At 69.9% G+C, this 24,350-nt stretch carries 29 protein-coding genes and 1 pseudogene; 18 read left to right on the top strand and 12 right to left on the bottom strand.

Annotation, left to right across the window (positions count from 1 at the left end):
• Positions 1 to 5: 5 nt before the first annotated feature.
• The 4 genes from lptB to L8951_RS04755 are packed head-to-tail and all read right to left on the bottom strand — an operon-like array spanning position 6 to position 2,588.
• Positions 6 to 788: an LPS export ABC transporter ATP-binding protein gene (lptB, locus tag L8951_RS04770; RefSeq protein ID WP_244381858.1), complete on the bottom strand. Its 783-nt coding sequence runs from the start codon at positions 786 to 788 to the stop codon at positions 6 to 8.
• Between the two features lie 10 nt (positions 789 to 798).
• On the bottom strand, positions 799 to 1,329 hold the full coding sequence (locus L8951_RS04765) for an LptA/OstA family protein (RefSeq protein WP_244381856.1): 531 nt from the start codon (positions 1,327 to 1,329) through the stop codon (positions 799 to 801).
• Positions 1,326 to 1,964, bottom strand: coding sequence for an LPS export ABC transporter periplasmic protein LptC (locus L8951_RS04760; protein WP_244381855.1), 639 nt, complete (start codon positions 1,962 to 1,964; stop codon positions 1,326 to 1,328). Before L8951_RS04760 ends, L8951_RS04765 begins: the two co-directional genes overlap by 4 nt.
• Before the next feature lie 3 nt (positions 1,965 to 1,967).
• On the bottom strand, positions 1,968 to 2,588 hold the full coding sequence (locus L8951_RS04755; RefSeq protein ID WP_244381854.1) for a ribonuclease D: 621 nt from the start codon (positions 2,586 to 2,588) through the stop codon (positions 1,968 to 1,970).
• Positions 2,589 to 2,830: 242 nt separating this feature from the next.
• Between L8951_RS04755 and L8951_RS11510 the strand changes: the two genes are divergently transcribed.
• Together L8951_RS11510 and L8951_RS04740 are read left to right on the top strand one after the other, a co-directional pair.
• Positions 2,831 to 3,655, top strand: coding sequence for a cold-shock protein (locus tag L8951_RS11510; RefSeq protein ID WP_279614722.1), 825 nt, complete (start codon positions 2,831 to 2,833; stop codon positions 3,653 to 3,655).
• A gap of 190 nt (positions 3,656 to 3,845) precedes the next feature.
• Positions 3,846 to 4,196 (top strand): hypothetical protein, encoded by a 351-nt coding sequence (locus tag L8951_RS04740; protein ID WP_244381853.1) that lies wholly within the window; start codon positions 3,846 to 3,848, stop codon positions 4,194 to 4,196.
• Between the two features lie 21 nt (positions 4,197 to 4,217).
• Here the strand turns inward: L8951_RS04740 and L8951_RS04735 are convergent, their stop codons facing one another.
• Complete coding sequence (locus L8951_RS04735) at positions 4,218 to 5,804, bottom strand: cisplatin damage response ATP-dependent DNA ligase (RefSeq protein WP_244381852.1); 1,587 nt, start codon at positions 5,802 to 5,804, stop codon at positions 4,218 to 4,220.
• 51 nt (positions 5,805 to 5,855) lie between these two features.
• Positions 5,856 to 6,347 carry a Dps family protein gene (locus L8951_RS04730; protein WP_244381851.1) on the bottom strand — a complete coding sequence of 164 codons (492 nt, stop codon included), beginning with the start codon at positions 6,345 to 6,347 and terminating at the stop codon, positions 5,856 to 5,858.
• A gap of 192 nt (positions 6,348 to 6,539) precedes the next feature.
• Here L8951_RS04730 and rpmG point away from each other — a divergent pair, with 192 nt between their 5' ends.
• Entirely contained in the window at positions 6,540 to 6,707 is a 168-nt protein-coding gene (rpmG, locus tag L8951_RS04725; RefSeq protein WP_244381850.1) for a 50S ribosomal protein L33, read from the top strand.
• A 167-nt stretch (positions 6,708 to 6,874) separates the two neighbouring features.
• Here the strand turns inward: rpmG and L8951_RS04720 are convergent.
• Positions 6,875 to 7,234, bottom strand: a pseudogene (locus L8951_RS04720) (response regulator); the annotation flags it as partial.
• A 53-nt stretch (positions 7,235 to 7,287) separates the two neighbouring features.
• Here L8951_RS04720 and L8951_RS04715 point away from each other — a divergent pair.
• From L8951_RS04715 to L8951_RS04690, 6 genes are read left to right on the top strand one after another with little or no spacing between them, the layout of a single operon-like run.
• Positions 7,288 to 7,551, top strand: coding sequence for a DUF3572 family protein (locus L8951_RS04715; protein ID WP_244381849.1), 264 nt, complete (start codon positions 7,288 to 7,290; stop codon positions 7,549 to 7,551).
• A gap of 2 nt (positions 7,552 to 7,553) precedes the next feature.
• On the top strand, positions 7,554 to 8,189 hold the full coding sequence (locus L8951_RS04710; protein ID WP_244381848.1) for an HAD family hydrolase: 636 nt from the start codon (positions 7,554 to 7,556) through the stop codon (positions 8,187 to 8,189).
• Entirely contained in the window at positions 8,186 to 8,935 is a 750-nt protein-coding gene (locus L8951_RS04705; RefSeq protein ID WP_244381847.1) for an SDR family NAD(P)-dependent oxidoreductase, read from the top strand. Before L8951_RS04710 ends, L8951_RS04705 begins: the two co-directional genes overlap by 4 nt.
• 32 nt (positions 8,936 to 8,967) lie before the next feature.
• Positions 8,968 to 9,429, top strand: a complete 462-nt coding sequence (locus L8951_RS04700; protein ID WP_244381846.1) for a RidA family protein — start codon at positions 8,968 to 8,970, stop codon at positions 9,427 to 9,429.
• Positions 9,404 to 10,126, top strand: a complete 723-nt coding sequence (locus L8951_RS04695; protein ID WP_244381845.1) for a glycerophosphodiester phosphodiesterase family protein — start codon at positions 9,404 to 9,406, stop codon at positions 10,124 to 10,126. Before L8951_RS04700 ends, L8951_RS04695 begins: the two co-directional genes overlap by 26 nt.
• Positions 10,107 to 11,234: a GNAT family N-acetyltransferase gene (locus tag L8951_RS04690; protein ID WP_244381844.1), complete on the top strand. Its 1,128-nt coding sequence runs from the start codon at positions 10,107 to 10,109 to the stop codon at positions 11,232 to 11,234. The genes L8951_RS04695 and L8951_RS04690 overlap by 20 nt, the downstream gene beginning before the upstream one ends.
• A gap of 3 nt (positions 11,235 to 11,237) precedes the next feature.
• Here L8951_RS04690 and L8951_RS04685 read toward each other — a convergent pair whose 3' ends face one another.
• Positions 11,238 to 12,152 carry an isoaspartyl peptidase/L-asparaginase family protein gene (locus L8951_RS04685; protein ID WP_244381843.1) on the bottom strand — a complete coding sequence of 305 codons (915 nt, stop codon included), beginning with the start codon at positions 12,150 to 12,152 and terminating at the stop codon, positions 11,238 to 11,240.
• A gap of 96 nt (positions 12,153 to 12,248) precedes the next feature.
• Here L8951_RS04685 and L8951_RS04680 point away from each other — a divergent pair, with 96 nt between their 5' ends.
• The 4 genes from L8951_RS04680 (at position 12,249) to L8951_RS04665 (ending at position 14,739) form a co-directional block, all read left to right on the top strand.
• Positions 12,249 to 13,148: an SPFH domain-containing protein gene (locus L8951_RS04680; RefSeq protein WP_244381842.1), complete on the top strand. Its 900-nt coding sequence runs from the start codon at positions 12,249 to 12,251 to the stop codon at positions 13,146 to 13,148.
• 21 nt (positions 13,149 to 13,169) lie between these two features.
• Positions 13,170 to 13,370, top strand: coding sequence for a type II toxin-antitoxin system antitoxin (locus tag L8951_RS04675; protein ID WP_244381841.1), 201 nt, complete (start codon positions 13,170 to 13,172; stop codon positions 13,368 to 13,370).
• A 109-nt stretch (positions 13,371 to 13,479) separates the two neighbouring features.
• A complete protein-coding gene (locus tag L8951_RS04670) occupies positions 13,480 to 13,749 on the top strand; it encodes a hypothetical protein (protein WP_244381840.1) in 270 nt (89 codons plus the stop codon).
• Positions 13,750 to 13,761: 12 nt separating this feature from the next.
• Positions 13,762 to 14,739, top strand: coding sequence for a serine aminopeptidase domain-containing protein (locus L8951_RS04665; RefSeq protein ID WP_244381839.1), 978 nt, complete (start codon positions 13,762 to 13,764; stop codon positions 14,737 to 14,739).
• On the opposite strand, the gene L8951_RS04660 is transcribed toward L8951_RS04665, so the two are convergent.
• From L8951_RS04660 to L8951_RS04650, 3 genes are read right to left on the bottom strand one after another with little or no spacing between them, the layout of a single operon-like run.
• The gene (locus L8951_RS04660; protein ID WP_244381838.1) at positions 14,736 to 15,617 is read right to left on the bottom strand and encodes a S1/P1 nuclease; all 882 of its coding nucleotides are present in this window, start codon (positions 15,615 to 15,617) and stop codon (positions 14,736 to 14,738) included. The two genes, L8951_RS04665 and L8951_RS04660, sit on opposite strands and share 4 nt — an antisense overlap.
• Positions 15,614 to 16,663, bottom strand: a complete 1,050-nt coding sequence (locus L8951_RS04655) for an isoaspartyl peptidase/L-asparaginase family protein (protein WP_244381837.1) — start codon at positions 16,661 to 16,663, stop codon at positions 15,614 to 15,616. Before L8951_RS04655 ends, L8951_RS04660 begins: the two co-directional genes overlap by 4 nt.
• Before the next feature lie 34 nt (positions 16,664 to 16,697).
• Positions 16,698 to 17,363, bottom strand: a complete 666-nt coding sequence (locus L8951_RS04650) for an SDR family oxidoreductase (RefSeq protein ID WP_244381836.1) — start codon at positions 17,361 to 17,363, stop codon at positions 16,698 to 16,700.
• Positions 17,364 to 17,449: 86 nt separating this feature from the next.
• On the opposite strand from L8951_RS04650, the gene ispG reads away from it, so the two are divergent.
• From ispG to L8951_RS04625, 5 genes are all read left to right on the top strand, one after another.
• Positions 17,450 to 18,577 carry a flavodoxin-dependent (E)-4-hydroxy-3-methylbut-2-enyl-diphosphate synthase gene (gene ispG / locus L8951_RS04645; RefSeq protein WP_244381835.1) on the top strand — a complete coding sequence of 376 codons (1,128 nt, stop codon included), beginning with the start codon at positions 17,450 to 17,452 and terminating at the stop codon, positions 18,575 to 18,577.
• A gap of 29 nt (positions 18,578 to 18,606) precedes the next feature.
• Positions 18,607 to 19,509, top strand: coding sequence for a histone deacetylase family protein (locus L8951_RS04640; protein ID WP_244383187.1), 903 nt, complete (start codon positions 18,607 to 18,609; stop codon positions 19,507 to 19,509).
• 23 nt (positions 19,510 to 19,532) lie between these two features.
• Positions 19,533 to 20,063, top strand: a complete 531-nt coding sequence (locus tag L8951_RS04635; protein ID WP_244381834.1) for a retropepsin-like aspartic protease family protein — start codon at positions 19,533 to 19,535, stop codon at positions 20,061 to 20,063.
• Positions 20,064 to 20,102: 39 nt separating this feature from the next.
• Complete coding sequence (locus L8951_RS11615; protein ID WP_244381833.1) at positions 20,103 to 21,008, top strand: DMT family transporter; 906 nt, start codon at positions 20,103 to 20,105, stop codon at positions 21,006 to 21,008.
• A gap of 115 nt (positions 21,009 to 21,123) precedes the next feature.
• Positions 21,124 to 23,772 carry a TonB-dependent receptor gene (locus L8951_RS04625; RefSeq protein ID WP_244381832.1) on the top strand — a complete coding sequence of 883 codons (2,649 nt, stop codon included), beginning with the start codon at positions 21,124 to 21,126 and terminating at the stop codon, positions 23,770 to 23,772.
• Between the two features lie 3 nt (positions 23,773 to 23,775).
• On the opposite strand, the gene ppa is transcribed toward L8951_RS04625, so the two are convergent.
• The gene (gene ppa / locus L8951_RS04620) at positions 23,776 to 24,306 is read right to left on the bottom strand and encodes an inorganic diphosphatase (protein WP_244381831.1); all 531 of its coding nucleotides are present in this window, start codon (positions 24,304 to 24,306) and stop codon (positions 23,776 to 23,778) included.
• Positions 24,307 to 24,350: the final 44 nt, after the last annotated feature.

Genomic DNA, 24,350 nt, shown 5'->3' with positions numbered 1-24,350 from the left:
ACGCCCTAGAGCGCGAAGCTTTCGCCAAGGTAGAGCCGCCGCACCTCGGCGTCGGCGACAAGCGCCTGCGGGGTCCCCTGGAACAGGACCTGCCCGTCGTAGATGATGCAGGCACGATCGACGATATCGAGCATCTCGCGAACATTGTGATCGGTGATCAGCACCCCGATGTCGCGCTGCTTGAGTTCCTTGATGAGGTCGCGGATGTCGCCGATCGACAGCGGGTCGATTCCCGCGAAGGGTTCGTCGAGGAGCATGATCGAGGGGCTGGCGGCGAGCGCGCGGGCGATCTCGCAGCGGCGGCGCTCGCCCCCCGACAGCGCCATCGCCGGGCTCTCGCGCAGCCGCTGGAGCCCGAATTCGTCGAGCAATTGCTCGAGCCGGGCCTCGCGCGCGGCGCGATCGGGCTCGGCGATCTCGAGCACCGAGAGGATGTTCTGCTCGACCGTCAGCCCGCGGAAGATCGAGGTCTCCTGCGGCAGGTAGCCGAGCCCGAGGATGGCGCGGCGATACATCGGCAGCCCGGTGATGTCGCGGCCATCGAGGATGATCCGGCCCGAATCGGGTTTGACCAGCCCCATCACCGAATAGAAGCTCGTCGTCTTGCCCGCGCCATTGGGACCGAGGAGGCCGACGACCTCGCCGCGCGCGACCGCCATCGAGACGTCCTTGAGCACGACATTCTTGCCGTAGCTCTTGGCGATCGAATTGACCTGCAGCCCGCGGTACGCGACCTCCTCGGGCACGGCCGACAGGTCGGTGCGGTGCAGTTCGGGGGCCTCGTTCATCTCGTGCATCCTAGTCGCGCCGCGGGACGGTGAACCGCCCGGTGACGCGTCCGCCCGACTGGTCGACCCCGCGCGGTCCGCCGTCGATCACCGCGCGCCCCGAGTCGAGGTCGATCGTCAGCCGCGAGCCGAACAGTTCGTTGCGGCCCTGTCGCAGCTCGACGTCGCCGACCAGCGTGATGATCCCGCCGTCGAGGTCGTAGACCGCATAACCGCCGCGCGCGGTCTCGGTCCCGGAGGTCAGGGTCACCCCGCCCGAGGCGTCGAGCCGCTTGATGTCGATGCCGCCGTCGGCGGCATAGGCGATGCGCAACCGCTCGGTCACCAGCGTCAGCCCGGCCTGGCGGACGACGACATTGCCGACGAACAGCGCGCGGTCGTCGCGGTCCTGCACCTCGATCCGGTCGGCGGCGACCTCGACGGGCGCGGCGATATCGTGCCCGCGCAGCGCCGACGAGGCGTCCTGCCGGGCGCTGGCGCCGGCGGCGAGGCCGGCGAGAAGCAGCGCGGCAAGGAGCGATCTGACATGCATAATGTTCATCTGACCGCCCCTTGCGCGATTTTCAAGCGTGCACGACCCGTCAGGCTGACGGTCCGGGCGTCGAGGTCGGCGGACAGCCCCCCCGCCTCGAAGGTGCCGAGCCGGGTCGCCCCCGTCACCGCGCCGTTCGAGCGCAGCGTCTTGGCGTCGAGGTCGAGCTCGACGTCGGCGGTGTCGAGCCGGTAGCCGTCGGGGCCGCTGATCCGGAGCGGGCCGGGCACGGCGACGCGCTTGTCCTCGATGTCATAGCGCGAGCGCGGCGCCAGCACGATGAGCGGCCCGCGCCGGGTCTCGAGCCGCGCCGCCATGCCGCGGATGTTGACGATCGGGACGCGGCTGGTCTCCTGCACCGCCTCGTTGGCGACGATCAGGAACTTGCGCCCCTCGCCGTCCTCGCCGCGATAGCGCGCCTTCTCGACCCGCATCCGTTCCTCGGCCTGCGCGACCTCGGTCTTGTCGAGGATGAAGGTATTCTCCTCGCGCTTGGAGAAGGGCGCGAAGGCGAGGATGAGGAGCATCGCCACGAAGGCGGCGGGCAGCACCCACTTGGCGACCCGCACGAGGGTGTCGTGCCGGCTCCCCGGCTCGGCCCAGCGACGCTTCTGCGCGCGTTCCTCTCGGGCGAGCCGGCTCATCGCCTAGCTGTGCGCCAGGAGGTCGACCTCGTCCCAGCCCTCGAGGTCGAGCAGCGCGCGGGTCGGGAGGAAGTCGAAGATGCCCTGCGCCAGCTCCATCCGGTCCTCGCGCAGGAGGCGGCGGTCGAGCTCGTCCTTGAGGCGGTGGAGGAAGCGCACGTCGCTCGCGGCATAGTCGCGCTGCGCCTCGCTCAGCTCGGGGCCGCCCCAGTCGGACGTCTGCTGCTGCTTGGAGATGTCCTCGCCGAGCAGCTCCTTGACCAGCTCCTTGAGCCCGTGACGGTCGGTGTAAGTGCGCACGAGGCGGCTCGCGGTGCGGGTACAGTAGAGCGGCGCTGCCATGATCCCGAGATAGGCGGCCATGATGCCGATATCGAACCGCGCGAAATGGTAGAGCTTGAGGCGATCCTCGTCGCCCAGCAGCGCCTTGAGGTTGGGCGCGGCATAGTCGCTGTCGGGCGAGAATCGGACGAGGTGCTCGTCGCCATGGCCGTCGGACAGCTGCACGAGGCAGAGGCGGTCGCGCCCCGGCATCAGCCCCATCGCCTCGGTATCGACCGCGATCGGGCCGTCGGCGAAGGCAAGGTCCCCGGGTAGGTCCTCCTCGTGAAAATATACCGCCATTTCAGGTCTGTTCCTCTCGCAATGCTACGCTCGACGGCGCTCATAGCCGCCCCATCGGCGAAGGGCCAGAGCCGCGCCGCAGCCAAATTGCGACGAAACGGTAGGAGCGCCATGGTTTATCGTGTAAGGATGACGATGAATGCGGGCCGAATCCCGGATTCCCGGAAGTGGGGGGAATGGTCCCGGCAGGCCCCTATTTTCCGAATTGATTATCCGGGACGGAATATAAAGTCTGGACGGGCATGGGTTACGATAGAGGGCGTAAGGGCGATCGCGGTGGACGTGGTCGTGACAAGCGTGAAGGCGGTTTCTTCGGCGAGGACACTTACCAGGAACGCGGCGGGTTCGACGACCGTAGCGGCGGTGGTCACGCCGGCGGGTATCGCGGCGGTGGCGGTGGCTACCGTGGCGGCGGCGACCGTGGCGGCTACGGCGGCGGCGGCGGCTATGGCGGCGACCGTGGCGGTGGCTATGGCGGCAGCGGCGGTGGCGGTGGCGGTGGCTACCGCGGCGGCGGCGGTGGCGGCGGCTATCGCGGCGGCGGCGGCGGCATGCCCCCCCAGGTCGTCGGCGAAGGCAAGGGCGTCGTCAAATTCTTCAACCCCCAGAAGGGCTTCGGCTTCATCGTTCGCGACGATGGCGGCGAGGACGTGTTCGTGCACATCAGCGCGGTCGAACAGGCCGGGCTGACCGACCTCGCCGACGGCCAGCCGCTCGAGTTCACGCTCGTCGATCGCGGCGGGCGCATCAGCGCGACCAACCTCGTCATCGAGGGCGAACCGATGGCGGTCGAGCGGGGCGGTGGCGCCCACGAGCGCGGCGGCGCGGGTGGCAACACGCGCGAGCTGACCGGCGAGAGCGCGACCGGCACGGTCAAGTTCTTCAACGCCATGAAGGGCTTCGGTTTCATCCAGCGCGATGACGGCCAGCCCGATGCCTTCGTGCACATCTCGGCGGTCGAACGCGCCGGGCTGCCCTCGATCAACGAGGGCGACCGGTTCGAATTCGACCTCGAGGTCGACCGTCGCGGCAAATATGCCGCGGTGAACCTCAAGCCCGCCAGCTAGGCGGGGGCCGACCGAAACAAGGGCCGTGCTCCCCCGGGAGCGCGGCCCTTTTTCGATGGCGCGGCGGCACGCGCCACCGCGACCGAGCCACGGCGCATCGCAGGGGCGGCGTCGCCCGCTTGCCGCGCGCCGATCTCGCCCCGATGTCCCGGGTCACTCGCACATCCTTCCATCGACGATTGGAGCCAACATGTTGTCCATCCTCGCGCTCGCGCTGCAAGGCGCGCCGATCAGCGACGCCACCAGCCTCGAGTTCGACCTCCAGTGCATCACCGCCACCACCGTGGCGGCGCAGCGCGAGGAGGCGCCCAACGCGGTGATCGCGCCGCTGTCGACCTACTATCTCGGGCGCATCGACGCGCGCGGGGTCGACGATGCGGCAATCATGGCGGCGGCTCGTGCGGCCAGCGCGCGGATCGACGGCGCCCCGCTCGGCGCCATCCTGTCGGCCTGCCAGCGGCGGCTCGGCGACATGGGGCGGCGGCTCAACGGCATCGGCGCGGCGCAGGCGACCTCGGGCGAGGCGCCCGCGGGCCGCTAGCCGCGGGGCCGCGCGCGCGGATCAGGTCGCGAGGCGTTCGAGCCCGGCGATGGTGTCGGCCTCGTGCGCGGGCTTGTCGTCGCGGATCCGGGCGATGCGCGGGAAGCGCATGGCGAGCCCAGACTTGTGCCGGCTCGAGGCGTGGATCGAGTCGAAGGCGACCTCGAGCACGAGGCTCTTCTCCACCTCGCGGACCGGGCCGAAGCGATTGACCGTGTTGTTGCGCACGAAGCGGTCGAGCCATTTCAACTCCTCGTCGGTAAAGCCGAAATAGGCCTTGCCGACGGGCAGCAGCCGGCCATCGTCGGTCCAGCAGCCGAAGGTAAAGTCGGAGAAGAAGGAGGAGCGTTTGCCCGAGCCGCGCTGCGCGTACATCATGACGCAGTCGGCGGTGAGCGGGTCGCGCTTCCACTTGTACCACAGCCCGACCTTGCGGCCCGCCACATAGGGCGCATCGCGGCGCTTGAGCATCAGTCCCTCGACCCCGGCATCGCGCGCCTCCTCGCGCAACGCGGCGAGATGGTCGAGATCGCGCGCCGTGACCAGCTCGCTCAGGTCGAAGCGGTCGGGGTCGAGCCGCGGCGCGAACCGCTCGAGCCGGTCGCGCCGCTCGCTCCAGCCGAGCGGTCGGACGTCCTCGCGCCCGTCGATCAGGATATCGTAGAGCCGCACGAAGGCGGGGGCCTCGCGCAGCATCTTGGGGCTGACCGTCTTGCGCCCGAGGCGCTGCTGGAGAGCGTTGAAGCTGCCCGCCTCGCCGCCCTGCTCGGCGCCGCGCACGAGCAGTTCGCCATCGACCACGCCGTCGTGCGCGAAGGCCGCGCAGACATCGGGAAAGCTCGCGCCGATATCATCACCGGTCCGGCTGTAGAGACGGGTCTCGCCGCCGGCGCGAACCAGCTGCACGCGGATCCCGTCCCATTTCCACTCGGCGGCGTAATCGGCAAGGTCGATCGCCGCCTCGTCCTCGAGCGGGTGCGCAAGCATGAAGGGGCGGAACACGGGCAGGTCGCTGACATCGGGCGCGGCGCTGCGTCCCTCGGCCCAGTCGAACAGCGCGGTGAAGGGCGGGGCGTAGGCGTGCCACACCTCCTCGACCTGCTCGACGTCGAGGTCGAATGCCTGCGCGAAGGCGACCTTGGCGAGCCGGGCCGAGACCCCGACCCGCAGGCCGCCGCTGGCCAGCTTGATCAGCGCGTAGCGCCCCGAGGGGTCGAGATGGTCGAGCATCGCGGCGAGCTCGCGGGGCGCTTCGGCCCGGTTCGTGCGCGTCAGCCGCTCGACCGCCTCCGCGAGGCGGATCGTGCCGTCGTCGATCGTCGGCCGGCCATCGGCCGCCTCGTCCCAGAGGAGCGAGATCGTTTCCGCCGAATCGCCGACATAGTCGCGGCTCATCTTGTAGAGCACGGGGTCGATGCGTTCCTCCGCCAGCGCGCGGATCGCGGCGGGTTTGACGTGCGGGATGTCGAGCGTGTCGGTCAGCGCGGCGAGCGCCAGCCCGCGGTCGGGGTCGGGCTGGCGCTGGAGATACTCGCCGATCCGGCGCAGCTTGGCATTGCGGCTGCGCGTATAGGTGAGGTCGTCGAGCAGTTGCGAAAAGGCACGCATGTCACGACCAACCCGCGGCCCCGGGCAATGGCTCCTCGTCGCGCGCCGGGCTCACCCCTTCTGCGCGGTCTCGAACAGGAACCAGGCGCGCTCCTCGGCGGCATCGATCCATTCGTCGACCAGCGCGCTGGTCGCGTGGTCCTTGGCGTCGTCGGCCACGTCCTTGAGCCCGCGCAGCGTCTCGACCAGCGCGAGATTGTCGTCGCGCAGGATCTTGAGCATGTCGGCGGCGGCGACGAATTCGGCGTCATTGTCCTCGATCGTCTGGTGCCGCGCGATATCGCCGATCGAGCGCAAGGTGGTGTTGCCGGTCTTGCGCACCCGCTCGGCAATCGCGTCGGTGGTGCCGAGGATCGCGGCCGCCTGCTCGTCGAACATCAGGTGATAGTCGCGAAAGTGCGGGCCCGAGACGTGCCAGTGGAAATTCTTGGTCTTTAGGTAGAGCGCATAGCTGTCGGCGAGCACGCGGTTGAGTCCCGTCGCGACGTCCTTGATGTCGTTCGACTTGAGGTCGGTCGGGGTGGCGAGTTTGGCGGTGGTCATGTCGGTCTCCGTTCGATTCGCGGGTTCACCGGTCCAACGAACGGCCGCCCCGCCGGTTCGAGCGAGTTTGGCACTAAGTGGGATCGAGCCGCTCACTTGACAAAAGCGGCGGCGTGCGACAAAGACCCGCTCGATCCGGGGCGGCCGTGTGCGCCGCCTTCTTTTTTTCACTGTTTTCTAGCGGGATAGACCATGGCCAAGCCGGCAACCGTCAAGATCAAGCTCGTCAGCACCGCCGACACGGGCTTCTTCTACGTCACCAAGAAGAATCCGCGGAATATCACCGAGAAGATGAGCTTCCGCAAATATGACCCGGTCGCGCGCAAGCACGTCGAGTTCAAGGAAGCCAAGATCAAGTAGGCGAGGATCGCGCTCCAACCCGGGGCGCGCGAATCGGCTTACGCGCCGGCCTTGCCGGTCGCGGGAGGAACGGGGTCGCTTGCGGCCCCGTTTTCTCGTGCCTGCGGCGGGGCGGCGTCATCCGTGCCCTCGGCATCCTCGTCCGGGGCAGGCAGAGGGCCCTCCTCGAGCAGCGCATCGACCGCGGCGGCGAACCTGGCGACGGAGATCGGTTTCGAGACATAGGCCTGCGCGCCCGCCTCGCGGATCCGCTCGTCGTCGCCTTCGCCGGCATAGGCGGTCACTGCCATGATCGGGACCCGGCACAGCTCGGGATCGGCGCGCAGGCGGCGCATCAACTCCATCCCGTCGATATGCGGGAGCTGGATGTCGGTGATCACGAGGTCGGGCGCGAACTCGTGCGCGGTCGCCATCGCCCCGCGGCTGTCGGTGACCCCGCGGGTCTCGTGGCCATGCGCATCGAGCAGGTCGCAGAAAAGCTTGATGTTGAGGGCATTGTCCTCGACAATCATGATCCGTGCCATCATGCACCCCGTTCACGCGACATTGCGACTTCATTCTCTGGCGGCAATAGGCGATCATGCCCGAAAAACCAAACGACCCGCACATCCTCGGGCTCCGAGCGCTGGCGGCGACGCTGGGCGACCAGCGTCGCGCCGACCGGCTGCTCGCCACCACCGGACTGAGCGCGGCGGCGCTGCGCGCGGGGGCGACCGACCCGGCGATGCTGGCGGCGACGCTCGCCTTCCTCGAGGCGCACGAGCCCGACCTCCTCGAGGTCGCCGCCGAGCTCGAGGTGGCGCCCGAGGAACTTGTCCGCAGCCGAGCGTTTCTCGAACGATGACGATGGCCCGAACCCTCAGGCGCCAGGCGCGCCCGCTGCTGATCTGCGATTGCGACGAAGTGCTGCTGCACATGGTGACCCATTTCCAGCAATGGCTGGGCGAGGCCGAGGGGGTCCACTTCGATTTCGAGACCGGCCGGTTCGCCGAAGCGCTGACCTATGTCGACGACGGGCGGCCGGTCCACGAGGACGACGTGTGGGCGCTGCTCGACCGCTTCTTTCGCGCCGAGATGCATCGCCAGACGCTGGTCCCGGGCGCGGCCGAAGCGCTCGAGGTGCTGGGCGAGCATGGCGATATCGTGATCCTCACCAACATCGGGCAGGAGGCGCACGGCTTCCGGGTCGAGCAGTTGCGCGGCTTCGGGCTCGACCATGAAGTGGTGACCAACCGCGGGGGGAAGGGGCGGCCCGTCGTGCAGTTGCTGCACCGCCATCATCCCACTGCCGCGGTCTTCGTCGACGACCTGTCGGGGCACCATCGTTCGGTCAAGAAGCACGCGCCCGGCGTGCGCCGGCTGCACATGGTGGCCGAGCCGCGGCTCGCCCCGGCGGTCCCGCCCTCGCGGCATGCACATGCTCGAATCGATGACTGGGGCGCGGCCACGCAATGGATCCTCGAGCAATGGGGCAAGGCATGACACGAACCGCGTTCATCACCGGCGCGACCTCGGGGATCGGCGCCGCCGCGGCGCGCGCGCTCGCGGGGGAGGGCTGGCGCATCATCGGGCTGGGCCGCCGCAAGCCGCGGCTGACCGAGCTCGCGGATGAACTGGGCGAGGATTTCCTGCCGATCACCGGGGACATGCGCGACCTGCCCGACCTCGAACGAATCGTGCGCCAGCTGCCCGCGCCGTGGCGCGAGGTCGACCTCCTCCTCAACAACGCCGGGCTCGCCCCGCCGATGGACGATTTTCAGGACGCCGACCTCGAGGCGCAGCTCAATGCCATGCACACCAACATGGATGGGCTCGTCGCGCTGACCCGCGCGCTGCTGCCGCGCCTCATCGAGCGCAAGGGCGCGATCATCAATCTGTCGAGCGTGGCAGGCAGCTATCCCTATCGCGGCGGCGCGGTCTATGGCGCGACCAAGGCATTCCTCACCCAGTTCGGGCTGTCGCTGCGCTCGGACCTTGCCGGCACGGGCGTGCGGGTCACTGCGATCGAGCCGGGAATGGTGGAGACCGAGTTCACGCTGGTGCGTACCGGGGGCGACCGCGCCGCCTCGGACGCGCTCTATGCCGACATGGCGCCGCTCACCGCCGAGGACATCGCCGAGGCGGTGCGCTGGTGCGCGCTGCTGCCGCCTCACGTCAATATCAACCGCCTCGAGGTGATGCCCACCAACCAGAGCTTCGCCGGCTTCAGCGTCCATCGCGCATCTTGACGCTGCCCGAGCCAGCGGGCAGGGCGACGGGCATGTCGATCGAAGCCAAACTCGAAGAGCTGGGCATCAAGCTGCCCGAACCTGCCGCCCCGGTGGCCTCCTACCTGCCCGCCGTCGAGGCGGGGGGGGTCCTCCACGTCTCGGGCCAGATCTCGATGCGCGAGGACGGGTCGCTGATCGTCGGGACGCTGGGCGAGGACTATGACCTCGAGGCGGGGATCGCAGCGGCGCGCCGCTGCGGCATCATGCTGCTGGCGCAGATGAAGGCCGCGCTCGGCTCGCTCGACCGGGTCGAACGCATCGTCAAGCTCGGCGGGTTCGTCAATTCCGCCCCCGATTTCACCGATCAGCCCAAGGTCATCAACGGTGCCTCCAACCTGATGCAGGAGGTGTTCGGCGAGGCCGGGCGCCACGCCCGCTCGGCGGTCGGTGTCAACACCCTGCCCCTCGGCGTCGCGGTCGAGGTCGATGCAATCGTCAAGATCAGCGACTGACCCGCTCCACCCCGGCCCGGGCGGGTTCGCCCACCGCGGCCTGCACGACGAGTCCCGTCCCGAGAATTCGCTCGCCGCGTTTCGCGCCGCGATCGAGGCCGGCTGCGGGATCGAATGCGACCTCCAGCTGTCGGGCTGCAACAGCGCGATCGTCTTCCACGACCGCGACGGGCGGCGGCTGTGCGGGCACGACGGGCGCCTTGCCGACCATGACGCCGAGACCATCGGCGGCTGGTCGATCGGCACCTCCCCCGAGCGGGTCCCGACCCTCACCCAGCTGCTCGAGCTCGTCGCCGGGCGGGTGCCGCTGCTGCTCGAGCTCAAGGAAGAGCATCGCAACGGCGAACGGATCGCGGCGGCGGCGTTGCGCGCGCTGCAGGGCTATGACGGGCCGGTCGGGGTGATGAGCTTCTCGGCGCGGGCGATGCGCTTCGTCCGGCTGACCGCGCCCGACGTGCGCCGCGGGCTGGTGCTGTCGGGCCGCGACGTGGCGATGCGGCGCTGGGACAAGCGCCAGCGGGCGCAGCCGCAATTCCTCGCGGTCAAGGTGAGCATCGCCGACCGGGGCTGGGTGCAGGCGGCGCGCGGCGTCATGCCGGTCTACAGCTGGACCGCGCGAACGCGCGCCGACGCGGCCAAGCTTGCACGCTTCGCCGATGCCCCCATCTGGGAGGGCGATGGCGACCCCCGATCCTGAGCTGAGCGCGCAGCTGGTGCCGTCGATCGCCGCGGTCGACGCCGCGGCGTGGGACCGGCTGGCGGGCACCGACGACCCGTTCGTTGCGCATGCCTTCCTCGCGCTGCTCGAACGCTCGGGGAGCGTGGGCGCGGGCACCGGCTGGTCGCCGCTGCACTTGCTCGTCGAAAGCGGTGGCAAGCTCATCGGCGCCGCGCCCGCCTATCTCAAGGCGCACAGCCAGGGCGAATATGTGTTCGACCAAGGGTGGGCCGAAGCCTTCGCCCGGGCGGGCGGCGACTATTATCCCAAGCTGCAGCTGAGCGTGCCCTTCACACCGTGCCCGGGGCCGCGGCTGCTCGGGGATCGCGCCGCGCTCATCGCAGGGCTCGAGGCGGCGGTGGTGCAGAACGGGCTGTCCGGCGCGCATGCGACCTTCCTCGAGGAGGCCGACCGTACCGCCTTCGAGGCGCGCGGCTGGCTGGTGCGCGAAGGGGTGCAATATCACTGGCACAACCGCGGCTATGCCGTCTTCGACGACTTTCTCGCCGCGCTGAGCAGCGGGCGGCGCAAGAACATCCGCAAGGAGCGCGCGCGCAGCCTCGAACGGCTCGAGGTGGAGACGCTGCGCGGGACGCAGATCACGCCCGAGGCGGTCGAGGCGATGTGGCGCTTCTACCAGGACACGGGGCGCCGCAAGTGGGGCTATCCCTATCTCACGCGCGGCTTCTTCGACGGCATGGTCGACGCGCTGGGCGATGCGCTGTTGCTGTTCCTCGCGCGCGAGGAGGGGGTGCCGGTCGCGGGCGCGCTCAACCTCGTTGGCGGCGACGTGCTCTACGGGCGCTACTGGGGCACCGCGATCGACCGGCCCGGGCTCCACTTCGAGCTGTCCTACTATCGCGCGATCGAATGGGCGATCACGCACGCGATCGGCGTGGTGCAGGCGGGAGCGCAGGGCGAGCACAAGCTGCTGCGCGGCTACGAGCCGGTGCGTACCTACTCGGCGCATTTCCTGCCCGACCCCGGGTTTCGCGCCGCGGTCGCCGACTTCCTCGCGCGCGAGCGCGAGGCGGTGGCGCAGGAAATGGCATGGGGCGAGGCCGCGCTGCCCTACCGGCGGGGCTGAGCGTCAGTCGCTGCCGAACACGGCGACCTCGCGGGTGCCGTCCTCGGCGGCGAGGCCTCGATACATGCCGGGGGTGGTGAAGCTCCAGGCCGCGTCGCCCGCAGGGGAGACCGCGATCACCCCCCCGGTCCCGCCCATCGCGCCGATCTCGTCCAGCACATGGTCGAGCGCGGCTTGCAGGTCGTGCCCGCAATAGCGCATCCGTGCGCAGATTTCATGCGCGGCGGCCGTGCGGATGAAGATCTCGCCCAGTCCGGTCGCCGAGACCGCCGCGGCGCGATCGTCGGCATAGGTGCCCGCCCCGATCAACGGCGAATCGCCGATCCGGCCCCAGCGCTTGGCGGTCAGCCCGCCCGTCGAGGTGGCGGCGGCGACATGGCCGTCGCGGTCGACCGCGACCGCGCCGATGGTGCCATATTTGATCTCGGCATCGAAGGCGTCGTGTCCCTTGGCGAGCAGTTCGTCGAGCTGGCGCCGCCGCTCGGGGGTGACGAACCAGCTGTTGGCGACCTGCTCGAGCCCGGCCTCGCGCGCGAACTCGTCGGCCCCGCCCTTGGAGATGAGGACGTGCGGACTGTCCTCCATCACCTTGCGCGCCGCCGAGATGGGGGCGCGGGTCGAGCGCAGCCCGGCGACCGCGCCGGCGTGGCGCCCGTTGCCATCCATGATCGCGGCGTCGCATTCGACATGGCCGTCGGCGGCGAGCACGCTGCCATGCCCGGCGTTGAAGGCGGGATCCTCCTCGAGCACGCGGGCGGCGGCCTCGACCGCGTCGACCGCGCCGCCGCCTTCGTCGAGAATGGCCGCGCCGGCGTCGAGCGCGCGCGCCAGCCCGGCGCGCGCCGCCGCTTCCTGTTGGGGGTCGAGCTGGCCGGGGCGCATCGAGCCGGCCCCGCCATGGATCATCAGCTTCCACATGAGGCCGCCCTAGCGGCTGGCGCGCGCGCTGGCCAGTTTCGCTTGCGAATCGAACCACGATGATATAAAAGTGATATCATATTCGGGAGATTGCATATGACCGTCATCGACGAAGGCCGGCTGCGCGCGAGCGACGAGCGTCCGGCGACCACCCATTCGGGCTACCCGATGCTGGTCGTCCTCCTGTTCACGGCGGCCGGGCTGGCATGGACCATTTCCAACCTCATCGCCGACCACCATCCCTGGTATGTCGTCGCGGGGGTGATCTTCTGGCCGCCCGCCTTCCTGTTCTTCTCGATCGGTTTCTACATGCTGCAGCCCAACCAGGCGGCGGTGATCACGCTGTTCGGGACCTACAAGGGGACCGATCGCACCGACGGGCTGCGCTGGGTCTGGCCGTGGCTCGCCAAGCACAAGATCTCGGTGCGCGCGAACAACTTCATCTCCGACCGCATCAAGGTCAACGACCAGCGCGGCAACCCGATCGAGATGGCGGCGCAGGTGGTGTGGCGCGTGGTCGATACCGCGCAGGCGGTGTTCGACGTCGACGATTACAAGGAATTCGTCCGCGTCCAGGTCGAGGTCGCCATCCGCACCGTGGCCTCGCGCCATCCCTATGACGATTTCGACAGCGATGACATCACGCTGCGCGGGCATCTCGACGAGGTCGGGGTCGAACTGCTTCGCGAGGTGCGCGAGCGGCTCAAGGTCGCCGGGATCACCGTCGACGAATGCGGCTTCACCCACCTTGCCTATGCGCAAGAGATCGCCAGCGCGATGCTGCGGCGCCAGCAGGCGCAGGCGGTGGTCGCGGCGCGCCAGACGCTGGTCGAGGGCGCGGTCGGGATGGTCGAGCAGGCGCTCGCCGACCTGTCCAAGCGCGACGTGGTCGAACTCGACGACGAGCGCCGCGCGGCGATGGTTTCGAACCTGATGGTGGTGCTGTGCGGCGAACGCGACACCCAGCCGGTCGTCAATGCCGGCAGCCTCTACTAGGGGCACGACGGACCCGGTCCGATGGCAAAGCGAAAGGCCTTCCCCCTGCGGCTCGATCCCGCGCTTTACGAACGGATCGAGATGCTCGCCGCGATCGAGTTGCGCTCGACCAATGCGGAGATCGAGATCCTGCTGCGCGAGGCGCTCAAGCGCCGCGGGGTCGATCTCGATCCGCCCCAGCCGGTCAAGCGCGGCCGTCCCCCCAAGAAGGAGAATCCATGATGTTGGGATTGATGCTCGGGACCGCCCCGCTCGGGGTGCGGCTGGCCGCCTGGGCCATCGCGGTGCTGCTACTGAGCGGTGGCATCGCGCTGCTGGTCGGGGCGGGCGCATGATCGAGGACGGCTCCAACGGCTGGTTCTACGCCAAGCGCTACGGCTATGGTGCCGGACTGCCGCGCAGCTGGCAGGGCTGGCTCGTGCTGCTGCTCTATCTCGCGGGGGTGATGGCGGCAGCCACGCTCCTGCTCGAGCGCAGCGCGCTCGCCTTCGTCGGCGTCATGATCCTGCTCACCGGGTTGTACGTGCTGGTCGCGCGGCGCACGACCACGGGGGGGTGGCAATGGCGTTTCGGCAAGGATCGTGACGGCGGCACCTGGTAGGAGATCGAACCGATGACCCCGATGTTCGCCATGGCAGCGCTGCTCGCGGCCGCGCCCGCCTCTTCACCCACGCCTTCCCCCGCAAACCCGTCCGCGATCGTCTTCGAGGAGGTACGCGTTGCCGGGCCCGAGGGGGCGCTGTCGGCGCTCTATCACGACCCCGCCCCGGCGGCGCCGGTCGTGATCCTGATCCCGGGGTCGGGACCGACCAGTCGCGACGGCACGAGCCCGATGCTGCCGGGCGGGGGCAAGATCTACGAACAGCTCGCGGTCGGGCTGGCCGAGCGCGGCATCGCCACGCTACGCGCCGACAAGCGAGGGATGTTCGCCTCGGCGGCCGCGATCACCGACCCCAATGCCGTGCGGCTCGCCGATTATGCTGCCGACGCGGCGGCGTTCGCCGACCTGTTGATCGACCGGGGCAAGCCCTGCGCCTGGCTGCTCGGGCATAGCGAGGGTGCGATCGTCGCGCTGCTCGCCGCGCAGGCCCCCGATCGCTGGTGCGGGGTCATCAGCCTGGCGGGGCCGGGACGCTCGGTCGGGGTGCTGCTGCGCGAACAGCTCGGCCGCCAGCTGCCCGCCGAGACGCTGGCCGAATTCGACCGCGTGATCGCGACCATCGAGGCGGGCGGCACCCCCGACCCCGCGCCGCTCCCGCCCCCGCTGGCGGCGCTGTTCACCCCCGCCGTGATCGGCTTCCTCTCGGACCTCATCCGCGCCGATCCCGCGCAGCTGGCGGGGCAAAGCGCGCTGCCGCTGCTCATCGTCCAGCTGGGCGAGGACCTGCAGGTGGCCGACGCCGACGCCGCCACGCTCGCGGCCGCGCGGCCCGATGCACGGCGGGTCGACCTCGACGGGGTCAACCATGTGCTCAAGCCGGTGATCGCGGGCGACGTCGCCGACAACCGCGCCGCCTATCTCGACGGGGCGCGGGCGATCGACCCGCGCATCGCCGCGGTGATCGCCGACTTCATCCTCGCCGAGCGCTAGAAGCGGCGAAAGCGGGGGGCCTTGCCCCCGAGCAGCGCCTCGTCGAGCAGCCGCGCGAGCCGCATGCCGCCCTTGACCGCGCTCTGCCGCATCACGGGGACGAGCGTCTCGATGTCGGTCTGGCTCAGCACCGGGCGCTCGACCTCGGCATCGCAGGGGTCGGCGTCGAGGAGCAGCGGATAGGCGTAGGTTTTCGACACCTCCCACATGTCGCGGCTCCAGTCGACGACATCGCCCTGCTTGAAGGCGTCGAGGTCGGCGCGGTCGTACCCGGCGACCAGTCCTTCGGGGCCCCCCGGCGGGGTGGTGAAGGCGCGCTCTGCGAGATAGCCGTCCCAGATCGCGTGGAGGTTGGTTTCGTCGATCACGCCATAAAGCGCCTCGACGTCATTGCCGCCGCGATCGCCCATGTCGCCCGCGTGCATCGGCTGGTGGAGGTCGCCGACGAAGTGCAGCAGGAAGGCGAGCGCCTCGACCCGAACGCTGGTCGGCAGGTCGTGATCGGCCAGCAGCCGCGCGTTGCGTTCGACCTGCGCGGCGACGCAATTGCCCCCCTCGCAGGCGGGGCCGAGGTCGAATGGCTTGCAGATGTTGACGTTCTGGTAGTGCCACGGGAAGGCATAGGCATAGCGGTCGCCCATCGGCTTGATGCAGTCGGCCCAGTAGCTCGCATCCTCCACCGTGGCGACCGAGCATCCGGGGGTCTCGAGGAGGTGGCCCTGTGCGAGGAGCGCGCGGATCGCGGCGCGGGTTTCGGGGCGCACCTCGTTCATCGCGATGCGCGCGACCAGCCCGTGGCCATATTCCCAATAGGCGGCGGCGGGGCTGGCGATGAAGAGGCTGCAGGCCGCGAGCGTAGCGGCGAGGAAACGGATCATTCTTCGTCCTTGAAAATGGCGACGCGGCGCGCCTCGGGGGTGGCATAGCCGCGATACATGCCGGGCGTGTCGAAACTCCAGCCCGGGCGGCCGTCGGGGTCGATGAACACGACCCCGCCCGACCCGCCGAGTTGGCCGACCCGCTTCATCACCCCGTCGACCCATTGCTGCGGCGTCACCGGGCCGGCGACGAGGTCGGACGCGGGCGGGGGCGGGAGATCGGCGTCGAAATGGGTGCAGATCCGCTGCGCCACTCCGAGCCGGATGAAATATTCGCCGTGCCCGGTCGCCGAGACCCCGCAGCGGGCGGTGGCATAGGTGCCGGCGCCGATGATCGGCGAATCGCCGATCCGCCCCCAGCGCTTGCCGGTCATCCCGCCCGTCGAGGTCCCCGCGCTGATGACCCCCGCACTATCGCGCGCGACCGCGCCGACGGTGCCGAACTTGGCGTCGGGCGCGCGTTGCGTGACCGCGTCCGCGGCCTCGGCCTCGACCTGCGCCTTGTAGCGAACAAGCGCGTCGTAGCGCCACTGCGTGAAGAAGAAGGAGGGGTCGACCCGCTCCAGCCCCTTGGCGCGGGCGAAGCGTTCGGCATCGTCGCCCGACAGCAGGACGTGGGGGCTCTGCTCCATCACCGCGCGCGCGACGCTGATCGGGTGGCGGCTTTCGGACAGGCCGGCAACCGCGCCCGCCTCCAGCGTGTCGCCGCGCATGATCGAGGCATCGAGGCTGTTGGTACCCTCCCAGGTGAAGACGGCGCCGCGCCCGGCGTTGAAATGCGCATCGTCCTCGAGCGCGCGGATCACCATCTCGACCGCCTCGAGCGAGGATCCCCCCGCCGCCAGATGCGCCGCGCCGAGCGCGAGCGCGGCATCGAGCGCGGCGCGGATCTCGGCCTCGGTCTGGGGGCTCATCTTCTCGCGCAGGATCGTCCCGGCGCCGCCGTGCACGACGAGCGACCACTGCGGCACGGACGGCGCGTCCGCGTTTTCGGGCGCGCTCGCGGGATGCGCGAGGGCGAGGCCAAGGGCGATGAGGACCGACATGCAAGGGCTCCTTAAGCGGACGGCAGCCGCGCGGCTACCAGGGAATCTCCTGCCCGTCATAGGCCACGAAGCGCCCCGTGTTGTCGAGGCCGGTTTCCTCGATGCGCTGGCGCAACCCGGCCGCGCTGGTGGCGGTGTCGATGAGCGCGTTGGGGCCCCCCATATCGGTCTCGACCCAGCCCGGGTGGAGCATGGCGACCGCGATCCCCTCGTCGCGCAGATCGTGCGCGAGGCTCTTCCACGCCGCGTTCACCGCCGCCTTGGAGGAGCGGTAGGGGATCGATCCTCCCGAGCCATTGTCCGCGATCGACCCCATCTTCGAGGTGAGCACGACCATCTTCCTGTGGTCCGAGCGCGCGACGTTCGAGCGCAGCGCGAGCGCGAGCAGCGTGGGGGCGATGACATTGACCTCCATCAGCTCGAGCCAGCCCTCGCGCTCGGGTTCGCGCGGCCCGTAGATGCCCGCATTGTTGATGAACACGTCGATCGCCGCGTCGCCGAGCTCGCCGACGAGCCGGTCGATCCCGCCCGCCTCCTTCACGTCGAGCCGATGCGCGCGCACGCCTTCGATCCGGTCCAGCTCGGCGATGTCGTCATCGGCGCGGGCGGTGGCGATGACGTCCCAGCCCGCGCCCGCATATTGCTCGGTCAGCGCGCGCCCGATGCCGCGATTGGCGCCGGTGATGAGGACGGTGGGCATGGGGCTTCTCCATCGAATTTCGCTTATCTGCCCAATGATCGAAGGACCGCCTTGGGTTCGTCATCGAGAGCTTCTATATCGTCCCCATGTCCCAGATCCGTCCGTGGCGCACGATCGAGCGCCGTCCGTCCCGCCAGATCATGGTCGGCGACGTCCCCGTCGGGGGCGGCGCCCCGATCAGCGTGCAGACGATGACCAACACCCCGACCGCCGATGCCGGGGCGACGATCGACCAGATCCGTCGCTGCGAGGAAGCGGGGGTCGACATCATCCGCGTGTCCTGCCCCGATACCGATTCGACCGCGGCGATGCGCGAGATCGTCCGCGCCGCCAGCGTGCCGATCGTCGCCGACATCCATTTTCACTACAAGCGCGCGCTCGAGGCAGCCGATGCGGGGGCGGCGTGCCTGCGCATCAACCCCGGCAACATCGGCTCGGACGAGCGGGTCAAGGAAGTCATCCGCGCCGCCAAGGCCAACGGCTGCGCGATCCGCATCGGGGTCAATGCGGGCAGCCTCGAGAAGCACCTGCTCGAGAAATATGGCGAGCCCTGCCCCGAGGCGCTGGTCGAGAGCGCGATGGACCATGTCAGGATCCTGCAGGATCACGACTTCGACCAGTATAAGGTCGCGGTGAAGGCCTCGGACCTGATGCTCGCGGTCGCCGCCTATACCGACCTTGCCGACCAGCTCGACTGCCCGCTCCACCTCGGTATCACCGAGGCGGGCGGGCTGATCGGCGGCACGGTGAAGTCGGCGCTCGGCATCGGCTCGCTCTTGTGGGCGGGGATCGGCGATACCATCCGCGTCTCGCTCTCGGCCGAGCCCGAGGACGAGGTTCGTGTCGGCTACGAGATCTTGAAGTCGCTCGGGCTGCGTGCGCGCGGGGTGCGGGTGGTGTCCTGCCCGTCGTGCGCGCGGCAGGGGTTCGACGTCATCCGCACCGTGCAGACGCTCGAGGAACGCTTGCAGCACATCAAGACGCCGATGAGCCTCTCGGTGCTCGGCTGCGTGGTCAACGGGCCGGGCGAGGCGCGCGAGACCGATATCGGGGTGACCGGCGGCGGCAACGGCAGCCACATGGTCTATCTCTCGGGCGTGAAGGACCATCATATCCAGGACGAAAACATGGTCGATCACATCGTCCGCCTCGTCGAGGAGAAGGCGGCGAAGATCGAGGCGGGAGAGGCCGAGGCCTTCTTGCCGGGGCACTAGTGCTCCACGTCGTCCACCACCCCGACTATATGGCGCCGCGCCCCGAGCGCGGGTCCTTCCGGTTCGACAAATACCAGCTGGTGATGGCCGCGCTGCGGGCAAGCGGGGCTTCGATGACCGAACATGCGCCGCCGCCCATGCCGCGCAAGTGGCTCGAGGCGGTGCACGATCCCGACTATGTCGCCGAGGTCTTCGAGACGCGGGTGCCGACCGAGAAGGGGCGCCGCATCGGCTTTCCGGTGACGGCGCACATTCGCGATCGCGTTCGTCACACCAGCGGCGGGACCTGGCTCGCCGCCCGGCTGGCGATGGAGCATGGCTATGCCGCCAATTCGGCGGCGGGGAGCCACCACGCGCGCTACGACACGGGCGCGGGCTATTGCGTGTTCAACGACCTCGCGGTCGCCGCGCACCGGCTGCTCGCCGAGGGGCAGGTGCGGCAGGTGCTGATCGTCGATCTCGACGTCCACCAGGGCGACGGCACCGCGAGCCTGACGGCGGGGCGCCCCGAGATCTTTACCTTCTCGATCCACGCCGAGAAGAATTTCCCCGTGCGCAAGGCGGCCTCGGACCTCGATATCGGGCTGCCCGACGGCACCGGCGATGCGGCCTATCTCGCGCGGCTCGAGGCCGAACTGCCCCGGTTGATCGACGCGGTCGGTCCCGACCTTCTGCTCTATCAGGCGGGGGTCGATCCGCACGTCGGCGACAAGCTCGGTCGGCTTGCGCTCAGCCGCGCGGGACTGGCGGCGCGCGACCGGCTGGTCGTGCGCGCGGCGCGCCAGCGCGGCGTGCCGGTCGCGAGCGCGCTGGGCGGGGGCTATGGCGACGACCAGCACGAGGTCGCGCGCCGCCACGCCGCCTCGATGCTCGCCATGGCCGACGAGAATGCGCGCGTTGGCGCGGCGCGCGACATGGAAGCGCTTCGTTAAGCCGCCCGCGCTATGCTCCCGTCATGCGCGGCTTCGCCCTCATCATCTGTCTCTTCGCGCTGATCGTCGCGCTCGCGATGCCCGACCTGCCGTCCGAAGCGGCGGCGGGCGAGGCCGGGGGCGTCGAGGTGAACCATGTCGCGGCGCCCGCCGCCCCCGCGAGCGCACCGCCCGCAGCCCCCGCCAACATTCATGGCGCGGTGGCGTTCGAGCGCGGGCCGGGCGGGCATTTCTGGACCCTCGCCGATGTCGGCGGCACCTCGGTCCGCTTCCTCGTCGATACCGGCGCGACCGGGGTGGTGCTGACCGAGGCCGACGCCCGGCGCGCGGGGATCGTGCTCGACCCGCAGCGCTATCGCGTCGTCGGGCGGCAGGTGTCGGGCGAGGTGCGCGGCCAGTTCGTCACGCTGCCCTCGGTGCGGGTCGGCGACAAGCGGGTGACCGACGTGGCCGGGATCGTGGTCGAGGGCGCGCGCGAATCGCTCCTCGGCCAGTCGTTCCTCACGCGCGCGGGCCGGATCGAGATGGAGGGCGGGCGCATGCTGCTGCGCTAGCCGCTCGACAGCGGCGCCGCGACGGGGCAAGCCCGGGGCGTGACGACGCCGCCCGCCCGCCATCCGCTCATCGCCTTTCTCGGCGCGGTCCTCGCGATCGGCTTCCTGTCGGCGATGGACGCGGCGATGAAGACGGTCAGCCTCGCCTACGGCGCCTTCGCCGCGCTCGCGTGGCGCACGGTCATCGCCACACCGCTGCTGGCGCTGCCCTATTTCCTCTGGCGCAAGGCGCCGCCCTCGCGCCGCGCGATGCGATTCCACCTCGTGCGCGGGCTGATGATGGTGCCGATGAGCTTCGCCTTCTTCTACGGGCTGACCTATGTGCCGATGGCGCAGGCGATCGCGCTCGCCTTCATCGCCCCGCTGCTCGCGCTGCTGCTCGCCGGACTGTTCCTCGGCGAACGCGTCGGGCGGGCCATCGTGACCGGCTCGCTGCTCGCTTTCGGGGGAGTCCTCGTGATCTTCTTCGGGCAGGCGCAGGCCGACCTTGGCCGCGACGCGCTGGTCGGCAGTTTCGCGATCCTCGGCTCGGCGCTGCTCTATTCGGTCAATATCGTGCTGATGCGCGAACAGAGCCGAACCGCGGGCCCGGTCGAGGTCGCCTTCTACTATTTCGCGGTCTCGGGGCTGGGCTTCTGGCTGGTCGCGCTGTTCGTCGGCGCACCGCCGCTGCCGCGCGGCGAACCCGTCGCCATGCTCCTCGCCACGCTGCTCGCGGTCGTCGGGATGATGGGGCTGGCCTGGGCCTATGCCCGCGCCGAGGCGAGCTATCTGTCGACCACCGAATATTCGGGGTTCGTATGGGGCGCATTGTTCGGCTTCCTCGTCTTCGGCGAGGTGCCGAGCGGCTGGACGCTGGTCGGCGCCGGCTTCATCGTTGCGGGCAGCTGGATCGCCGCGCGGCGCCGGGTCGAACCCGGACCCTCGCTCGAGGCGAGCCCCTGACCGCGCGGACGCGCGACCTCTTGCCCGGGGTCCCTTTGCCCGCCTCGATGGTTAGGGAGGGGGGTCGGCCCATGCGGACAACGCGGCACGGTCGGCGCAAGCGAAGGGCGCGGCGATGATCACACTTTCTCCGGCATGGGCGATGGCCACGCTCGCCCCGCAGCAGGAGCCGTCCTCGCCGCCCCCCTCGACGTCCCCCACGACGCCCCCCACGACACCCGAGGCCGAACGCGCGCTTGACGCGATCGAGGCTGAGGGCGACCCCATCATCGTCACCGGGTCGCGACCGCGCGGCGCGGTCGTCGGCGATATCGATCCGCTCCTCACGCTCGACGCGCGCGACATCCGCGCCACCGGCGCCACCAGCGTGAGCGAGCTGCTCGAGGCACTGGCCCCCGAACTCGGGTCGACCCGCGGGCGCGGCGGGGGGCGCCCGATCCTGCTCGTCGACGGGCGGCGAATCTCGGGGTTTCGCGAGTTGCGCGACCTGCCGGCGGAGGCGATCGAGCGGGTCGAGGTGCTGCCCGAGGAGGTCGCGCTGCGCTACGGCTATCGCGCCGACCAGCGGGTGGTGAATTTCGTGCTGCGCGAGAATTTCTTCTCGACGACCATCGAGACCGAAGCGCGCTTCCCCACCGCCGGCGGCCGCTTCGGAGGCGAGATCGAAGCCGATCGCCTCATGCTCAGCCCCGGCAAGCGCACGACATTCAACGTCGATTATGAATCCGACGGCATGCTCACCGAGGACGAACGCGACATCGCGCTCGACCCTGTCGAGACGGCCGACGGCGATATCGATCCGCGCCCGTCGCGCAGCCTGGTGGCCTCGCAGGAAGGGCTGCAGCTTTCGACCGTCATCAAGCGCCCGATCGGCGAGGCGACTGGCACGATCAATGTGGAATTGTCCGAGGTCGATGCGACGAGCTGGCTGGGGCCGGCGACCGCCTCGCTCGACGTTCCCGCCGCCAGCACTTTTGCCGACGGTGCCGCCTACAGCCTGTTGCGCGATAGCGGGCTGGGACCGTTGGAGCGCGATCGCCGGACGCGCGAGGGCGCGCTGGCCTTTGTCGTCAATTCGGCGCCGGGCGACTGGCGCTGGTCGACCACGGGCAAACTCGAGGTGACCGAGACGCGCACTTGCACCGACCGGGGCCCCGACACGCGCGCGGTGCAGGCCGGGCTCGACGCGCTCGACCCGCGGATCGATCCGGCGGGCGCGTTGCGCTTTGCCCCGCTGGTGCCGCGCGACCGGGCGCGATCGACGGTGCTGTCGAGCGGGGTCGACGGGCTGTTGTCGGGCGAGCTGGCGCGGTTGCCCGCGGGACCGATGACCAGCAGCCTGCGCCTCGGGGCGACCTATTTGTCGATCGATTCGGCGAGCGTGCTGGACGGCGCCGACGAGGCGCTCTTCCTCGACCGCCGGCGATTGTTCGGGGCGGCGAGCTTCGACGTGCCGCTGCTCGAGGGGCTGTCGGTCAATGCGAATGGCGAGGTGGAGGCGCTGTCGGATTTTGGCCTGCTCGCGGTCTATGGCGCGGGCGTGAATGTCGAACCGCTGAAGGGTCTCCACCTTCTCGCCAGCTTCACCGTCGAGGAAGGCGCGCCGAGCCTGTCGCAGCTGGGTGACCCGGTGGTGACCGATCCGGCCGCGCGCGTGCTCGACCTCGTCACCGGCGAGACGGTGGTGGCGGCGGTGACCAGGGGGGGCAATGCGGGGCTGCTCGCAGACCGGCGCACGGTGTGGAAGCTGGGCGCCAATTACGCGCTGCCGATCGACGATGAGGAGTGGACGGTGAGCCTGCGCGGCGATTTCACCTCGACCCGGATCGACGACCCGATCGGGGGCTTTCCCGAACTCACGCCGCAGGTCGAGGCGGCCTTCCCCGAGCGGGTGACGCGCGATTCCGAGGGACGGCTGGTGGCGCTCGACATCACCCCGATCAATTCGGCGCGGGAGCGGCGCGACACGCTGCGCTGGGGGCTGAACTTCAGCAAGCGGCTGGCGCCGCGCCCGCCGTCGGCGGCGACCCGCGAGCGGTTCCGCGACCGCCTTGCGAGCATGCGCGGCGAGCGTCGGGCGCCCCCGGCCCAGCAGGGCCCGTCCGCCCCGCCCCAGCCGCGGCAAGCGGCAGGCGCGCCGCAGGCCGAGGGGCCGCCTCCGCCCGAGCGGCAGGCGCGGCGCGGCGGCGGCGGTGGCGGGGGCTTCGGGCGTTTTTCCTCCGCGCGCGGCCCGCGCGGCGGGCGGCTCTACGGCGCGATCACGCATGAAGTGAATTTCACCGACGAGCAGCTGATCGGGGAGGAGGGGCCGCTGCTTGATTTCCTTGACGGCGCCTCGCTCGGGCGCACCGGCGGGCGCCCCCGGCACCGGGTCGAGGCGCGCTTCGGGATCTTCAACAACGGCTTCGGGGCGCGCGTGAACGTCGACTGGTACGGGACCACCCGGGTCGACAGCGGGATCGGGCGGCTGCGGTTCGAGGATTACGGCACGGTCGACCTGCGGCTCTACGCCAACTTGACCGAGCGGCTCGACCTCATGAGCAAGGCACCGTGGCTGCGCGGCACCTCGGTGCGGATCGGTATCGACAACGTGCTCGACCAGCGCCCGCGGGTGACCGACGAATTCGGCAACACGCCGTTCGCCTACCAGCCCGCGCTGCTCGTTCCGAAGGGGCGGACGATCGCGTTCCAGATCAGGAAATTGTTCGTCCCGCGCCGCTTCATCCGCGAGGAAAGCGAGCGCCGCCGCGGGGGCGGCGCCTGACGCCTACCTCGCCTGGCAGCGCGCGACCGCGTCGCGCACCACCTGGAGCGCGTCGTCGCGGTCGCCCCAGCGCCCGATCCGCACCCATTTCTCGCTCTCGAGATCCTTATAGTGGGTGAAGAAATGCTCGATCTGCTGCACCACGATCGGGGGCAGGTCGGTATAGTCCTCGACGTCCTTGTAATAGGGCGAGACCTTGGTCACCGGCACCGCGAGCAGCTTTTCATCGCCACCCGCCTCGTCCTCGAGATGGAGGACGCCGACCGGGCGCGCCTTGATCACCGTGCCGGGCAGCAGCGACCAGCGGGTCATGACGAGGCAGTCGAGGGGATCGCCGTCGTCGCACAGCGTCTGCGGCACGAAGCCGTAATTGGTCGGGTAGCGCATCGGGGTGTGCAGGATGCGGTCGACGAACATCGCCCCCGATTTCTTGTCGAACTCATATTTGACCGGCTCGCCGCCGATCGGGACTTCGATGAACACGTTGAGACTGTGGGGGGCGTCGTCGCCCACGGGAATGAGGTCGATATTCATGGTGGCGCTCCCTTAAGGCTTTGAAAGCGCGGCGCAAGGGGGTT

This window comes from Sphingomicrobium astaxanthinifaciens (assembly GCF_022865105.1).
Taxonomy (GTDB): Bacteria; Pseudomonadota; Alphaproteobacteria; order Sphingomonadales; family Sphingomonadaceae; genus Sphingomicrobium; species Sphingomicrobium astaxanthinifaciens.
Note: the sequence above shows the minus strand (reverse complement) of the source record. Positions and strands in the feature narration are given on the sequence as shown.

What these genes read in the sequence shown, in the direction of transcription:
- lptB (WP_244381858.1), bottom strand. Translation starts at nt 788, where the DNA reads ATGAACGAGGCCCCCGAACTGCACCGCACCGACCTGTCGGCCGTGCCC.
- L8951_RS04765 (WP_244381856.1), bottom strand. Translation starts at nt 1,329, where the DNA reads ATGAACATTATGCATGTCAGATCGCTCCTTGCCGCGCTGCTTCTCGCC.
- L8951_RS04760 (WP_244381855.1), bottom strand. Translation starts at nt 1,964, where the DNA reads ATGAGCCGGCTCGCCCGAGAGGAACGCGCGCAGAAGCGTCGCTGGGCC.
- L8951_RS04755 (WP_244381854.1), bottom strand. Translation starts at nt 2,588, where the DNA reads ATGGCGGTATATTTTCACGAGGAGGACCTACCCGGGGACCTTGCCTTC.
- L8951_RS11510 (WP_279614722.1), top strand. Translation starts at nt 2,831, where the DNA reads ATGGGTTACGATAGAGGGCGTAAGGGCGATCGCGGTGGACGTGGTCGT.
- L8951_RS04740 (WP_244381853.1), top strand. Translation starts at nt 3,846, where the DNA reads ATGTTGTCCATCCTCGCGCTCGCGCTGCAAGGCGCGCCGATCAGCGAC.
- L8951_RS04735 (WP_244381852.1), bottom strand. Translation starts at nt 5,804, where the DNA reads ATGCGTGCCTTTTCGCAACTGCTCGACGACCTCACCTATACGCGCAGC.
- L8951_RS04730 (WP_244381851.1), bottom strand. Translation starts at nt 6,347, where the DNA reads ATGACCACCGCCAAACTCGCCACCCCGACCGACCTCAAGTCGAACGAC.
- rpmG (WP_244381850.1), top strand. Translation starts at nt 6,540, where the DNA reads ATGGCCAAGCCGGCAACCGTCAAGATCAAGCTCGTCAGCACCGCCGAC.
- L8951_RS04715 (WP_244381849.1), top strand. Translation starts at nt 7,288, where the DNA reads ATGCCCGAAAAACCAAACGACCCGCACATCCTCGGGCTCCGAGCGCTG.
- L8951_RS04710 (WP_244381848.1), top strand. Translation starts at nt 7,554, where the DNA reads ATGGCCCGAACCCTCAGGCGCCAGGCGCGCCCGCTGCTGATCTGCGAT.
- L8951_RS04705 (WP_244381847.1), top strand. Translation starts at nt 8,186, where the DNA reads ATGACACGAACCGCGTTCATCACCGGCGCGACCTCGGGGATCGGCGCC.
- L8951_RS04700 (WP_244381846.1), top strand. Translation starts at nt 8,968, where the DNA reads ATGTCGATCGAAGCCAAACTCGAAGAGCTGGGCATCAAGCTGCCCGAA.
- L8951_RS04695 (WP_244381845.1), top strand. Translation starts at nt 9,404, where the DNA reads ATGCAATCGTCAAGATCAGCGACTGACCCGCTCCACCCCGGCCCGGGC.
- L8951_RS04690 (WP_244381844.1), top strand. Translation starts at nt 10,107, where the DNA reads ATGGCGACCCCCGATCCTGAGCTGAGCGCGCAGCTGGTGCCGTCGATC.
- L8951_RS04685 (WP_244381843.1), bottom strand. Translation starts at nt 12,152, where the DNA reads ATGTGGAAGCTGATGATCCATGGCGGGGCCGGCTCGATGCGCCCCGGC.
- L8951_RS04680 (WP_244381842.1), top strand. Translation starts at nt 12,249, where the DNA reads ATGACCGTCATCGACGAAGGCCGGCTGCGCGCGAGCGACGAGCGTCCG.
- L8951_RS04675 (WP_244381841.1), top strand. Translation starts at nt 13,170, where the DNA reads ATGGCAAAGCGAAAGGCCTTCCCCCTGCGGCTCGATCCCGCGCTTTAC.
- L8951_RS04670 (WP_244381840.1), top strand. Translation starts at nt 13,480, where the DNA reads ATGATCGAGGACGGCTCCAACGGCTGGTTCTACGCCAAGCGCTACGGC.
- L8951_RS04665 (WP_244381839.1), top strand. Translation starts at nt 13,762, where the DNA reads ATGACCCCGATGTTCGCCATGGCAGCGCTGCTCGCGGCCGCGCCCGCC.
- L8951_RS04660 (WP_244381838.1), bottom strand. Translation starts at nt 15,617, where the DNA reads ATGATCCGTTTCCTCGCCGCTACGCTCGCGGCCTGCAGCCTCTTCATC.
- L8951_RS04655 (WP_244381837.1), bottom strand. Translation starts at nt 16,663, where the DNA reads ATGTCGGTCCTCATCGCCCTTGGCCTCGCCCTCGCGCATCCCGCGAGC.
- L8951_RS04650 (WP_244381836.1), bottom strand. Translation starts at nt 17,363, where the DNA reads ATGCCCACCGTCCTCATCACCGGCGCCAATCGCGGCATCGGGCGCGCG.
- ispG (WP_244381835.1), top strand. Translation starts at nt 17,450, where the DNA reads ATGTCCCAGATCCGTCCGTGGCGCACGATCGAGCGCCGTCCGTCCCGC.
- L8951_RS04640 (WP_244383187.1), top strand. Translation starts at nt 18,607, where the DNA reads ATGGCGCCGCGCCCCGAGCGCGGGTCCTTCCGGTTCGACAAATACCAG.
- L8951_RS04635 (WP_244381834.1), top strand. Translation starts at nt 19,533, where the DNA reads ATGCGCGGCTTCGCCCTCATCATCTGTCTCTTCGCGCTGATCGTCGCG.
- L8951_RS04625 (WP_244381832.1), top strand. Translation starts at nt 21,124, where the DNA reads ATGATCACACTTTCTCCGGCATGGGCGATGGCCACGCTCGCCCCGCAG.
- ppa (WP_244381831.1), bottom strand. Translation starts at nt 24,306, where the DNA reads ATGAATATCGACCTCATTCCCGTGGGCGACGACGCCCCCCACAGTCTC.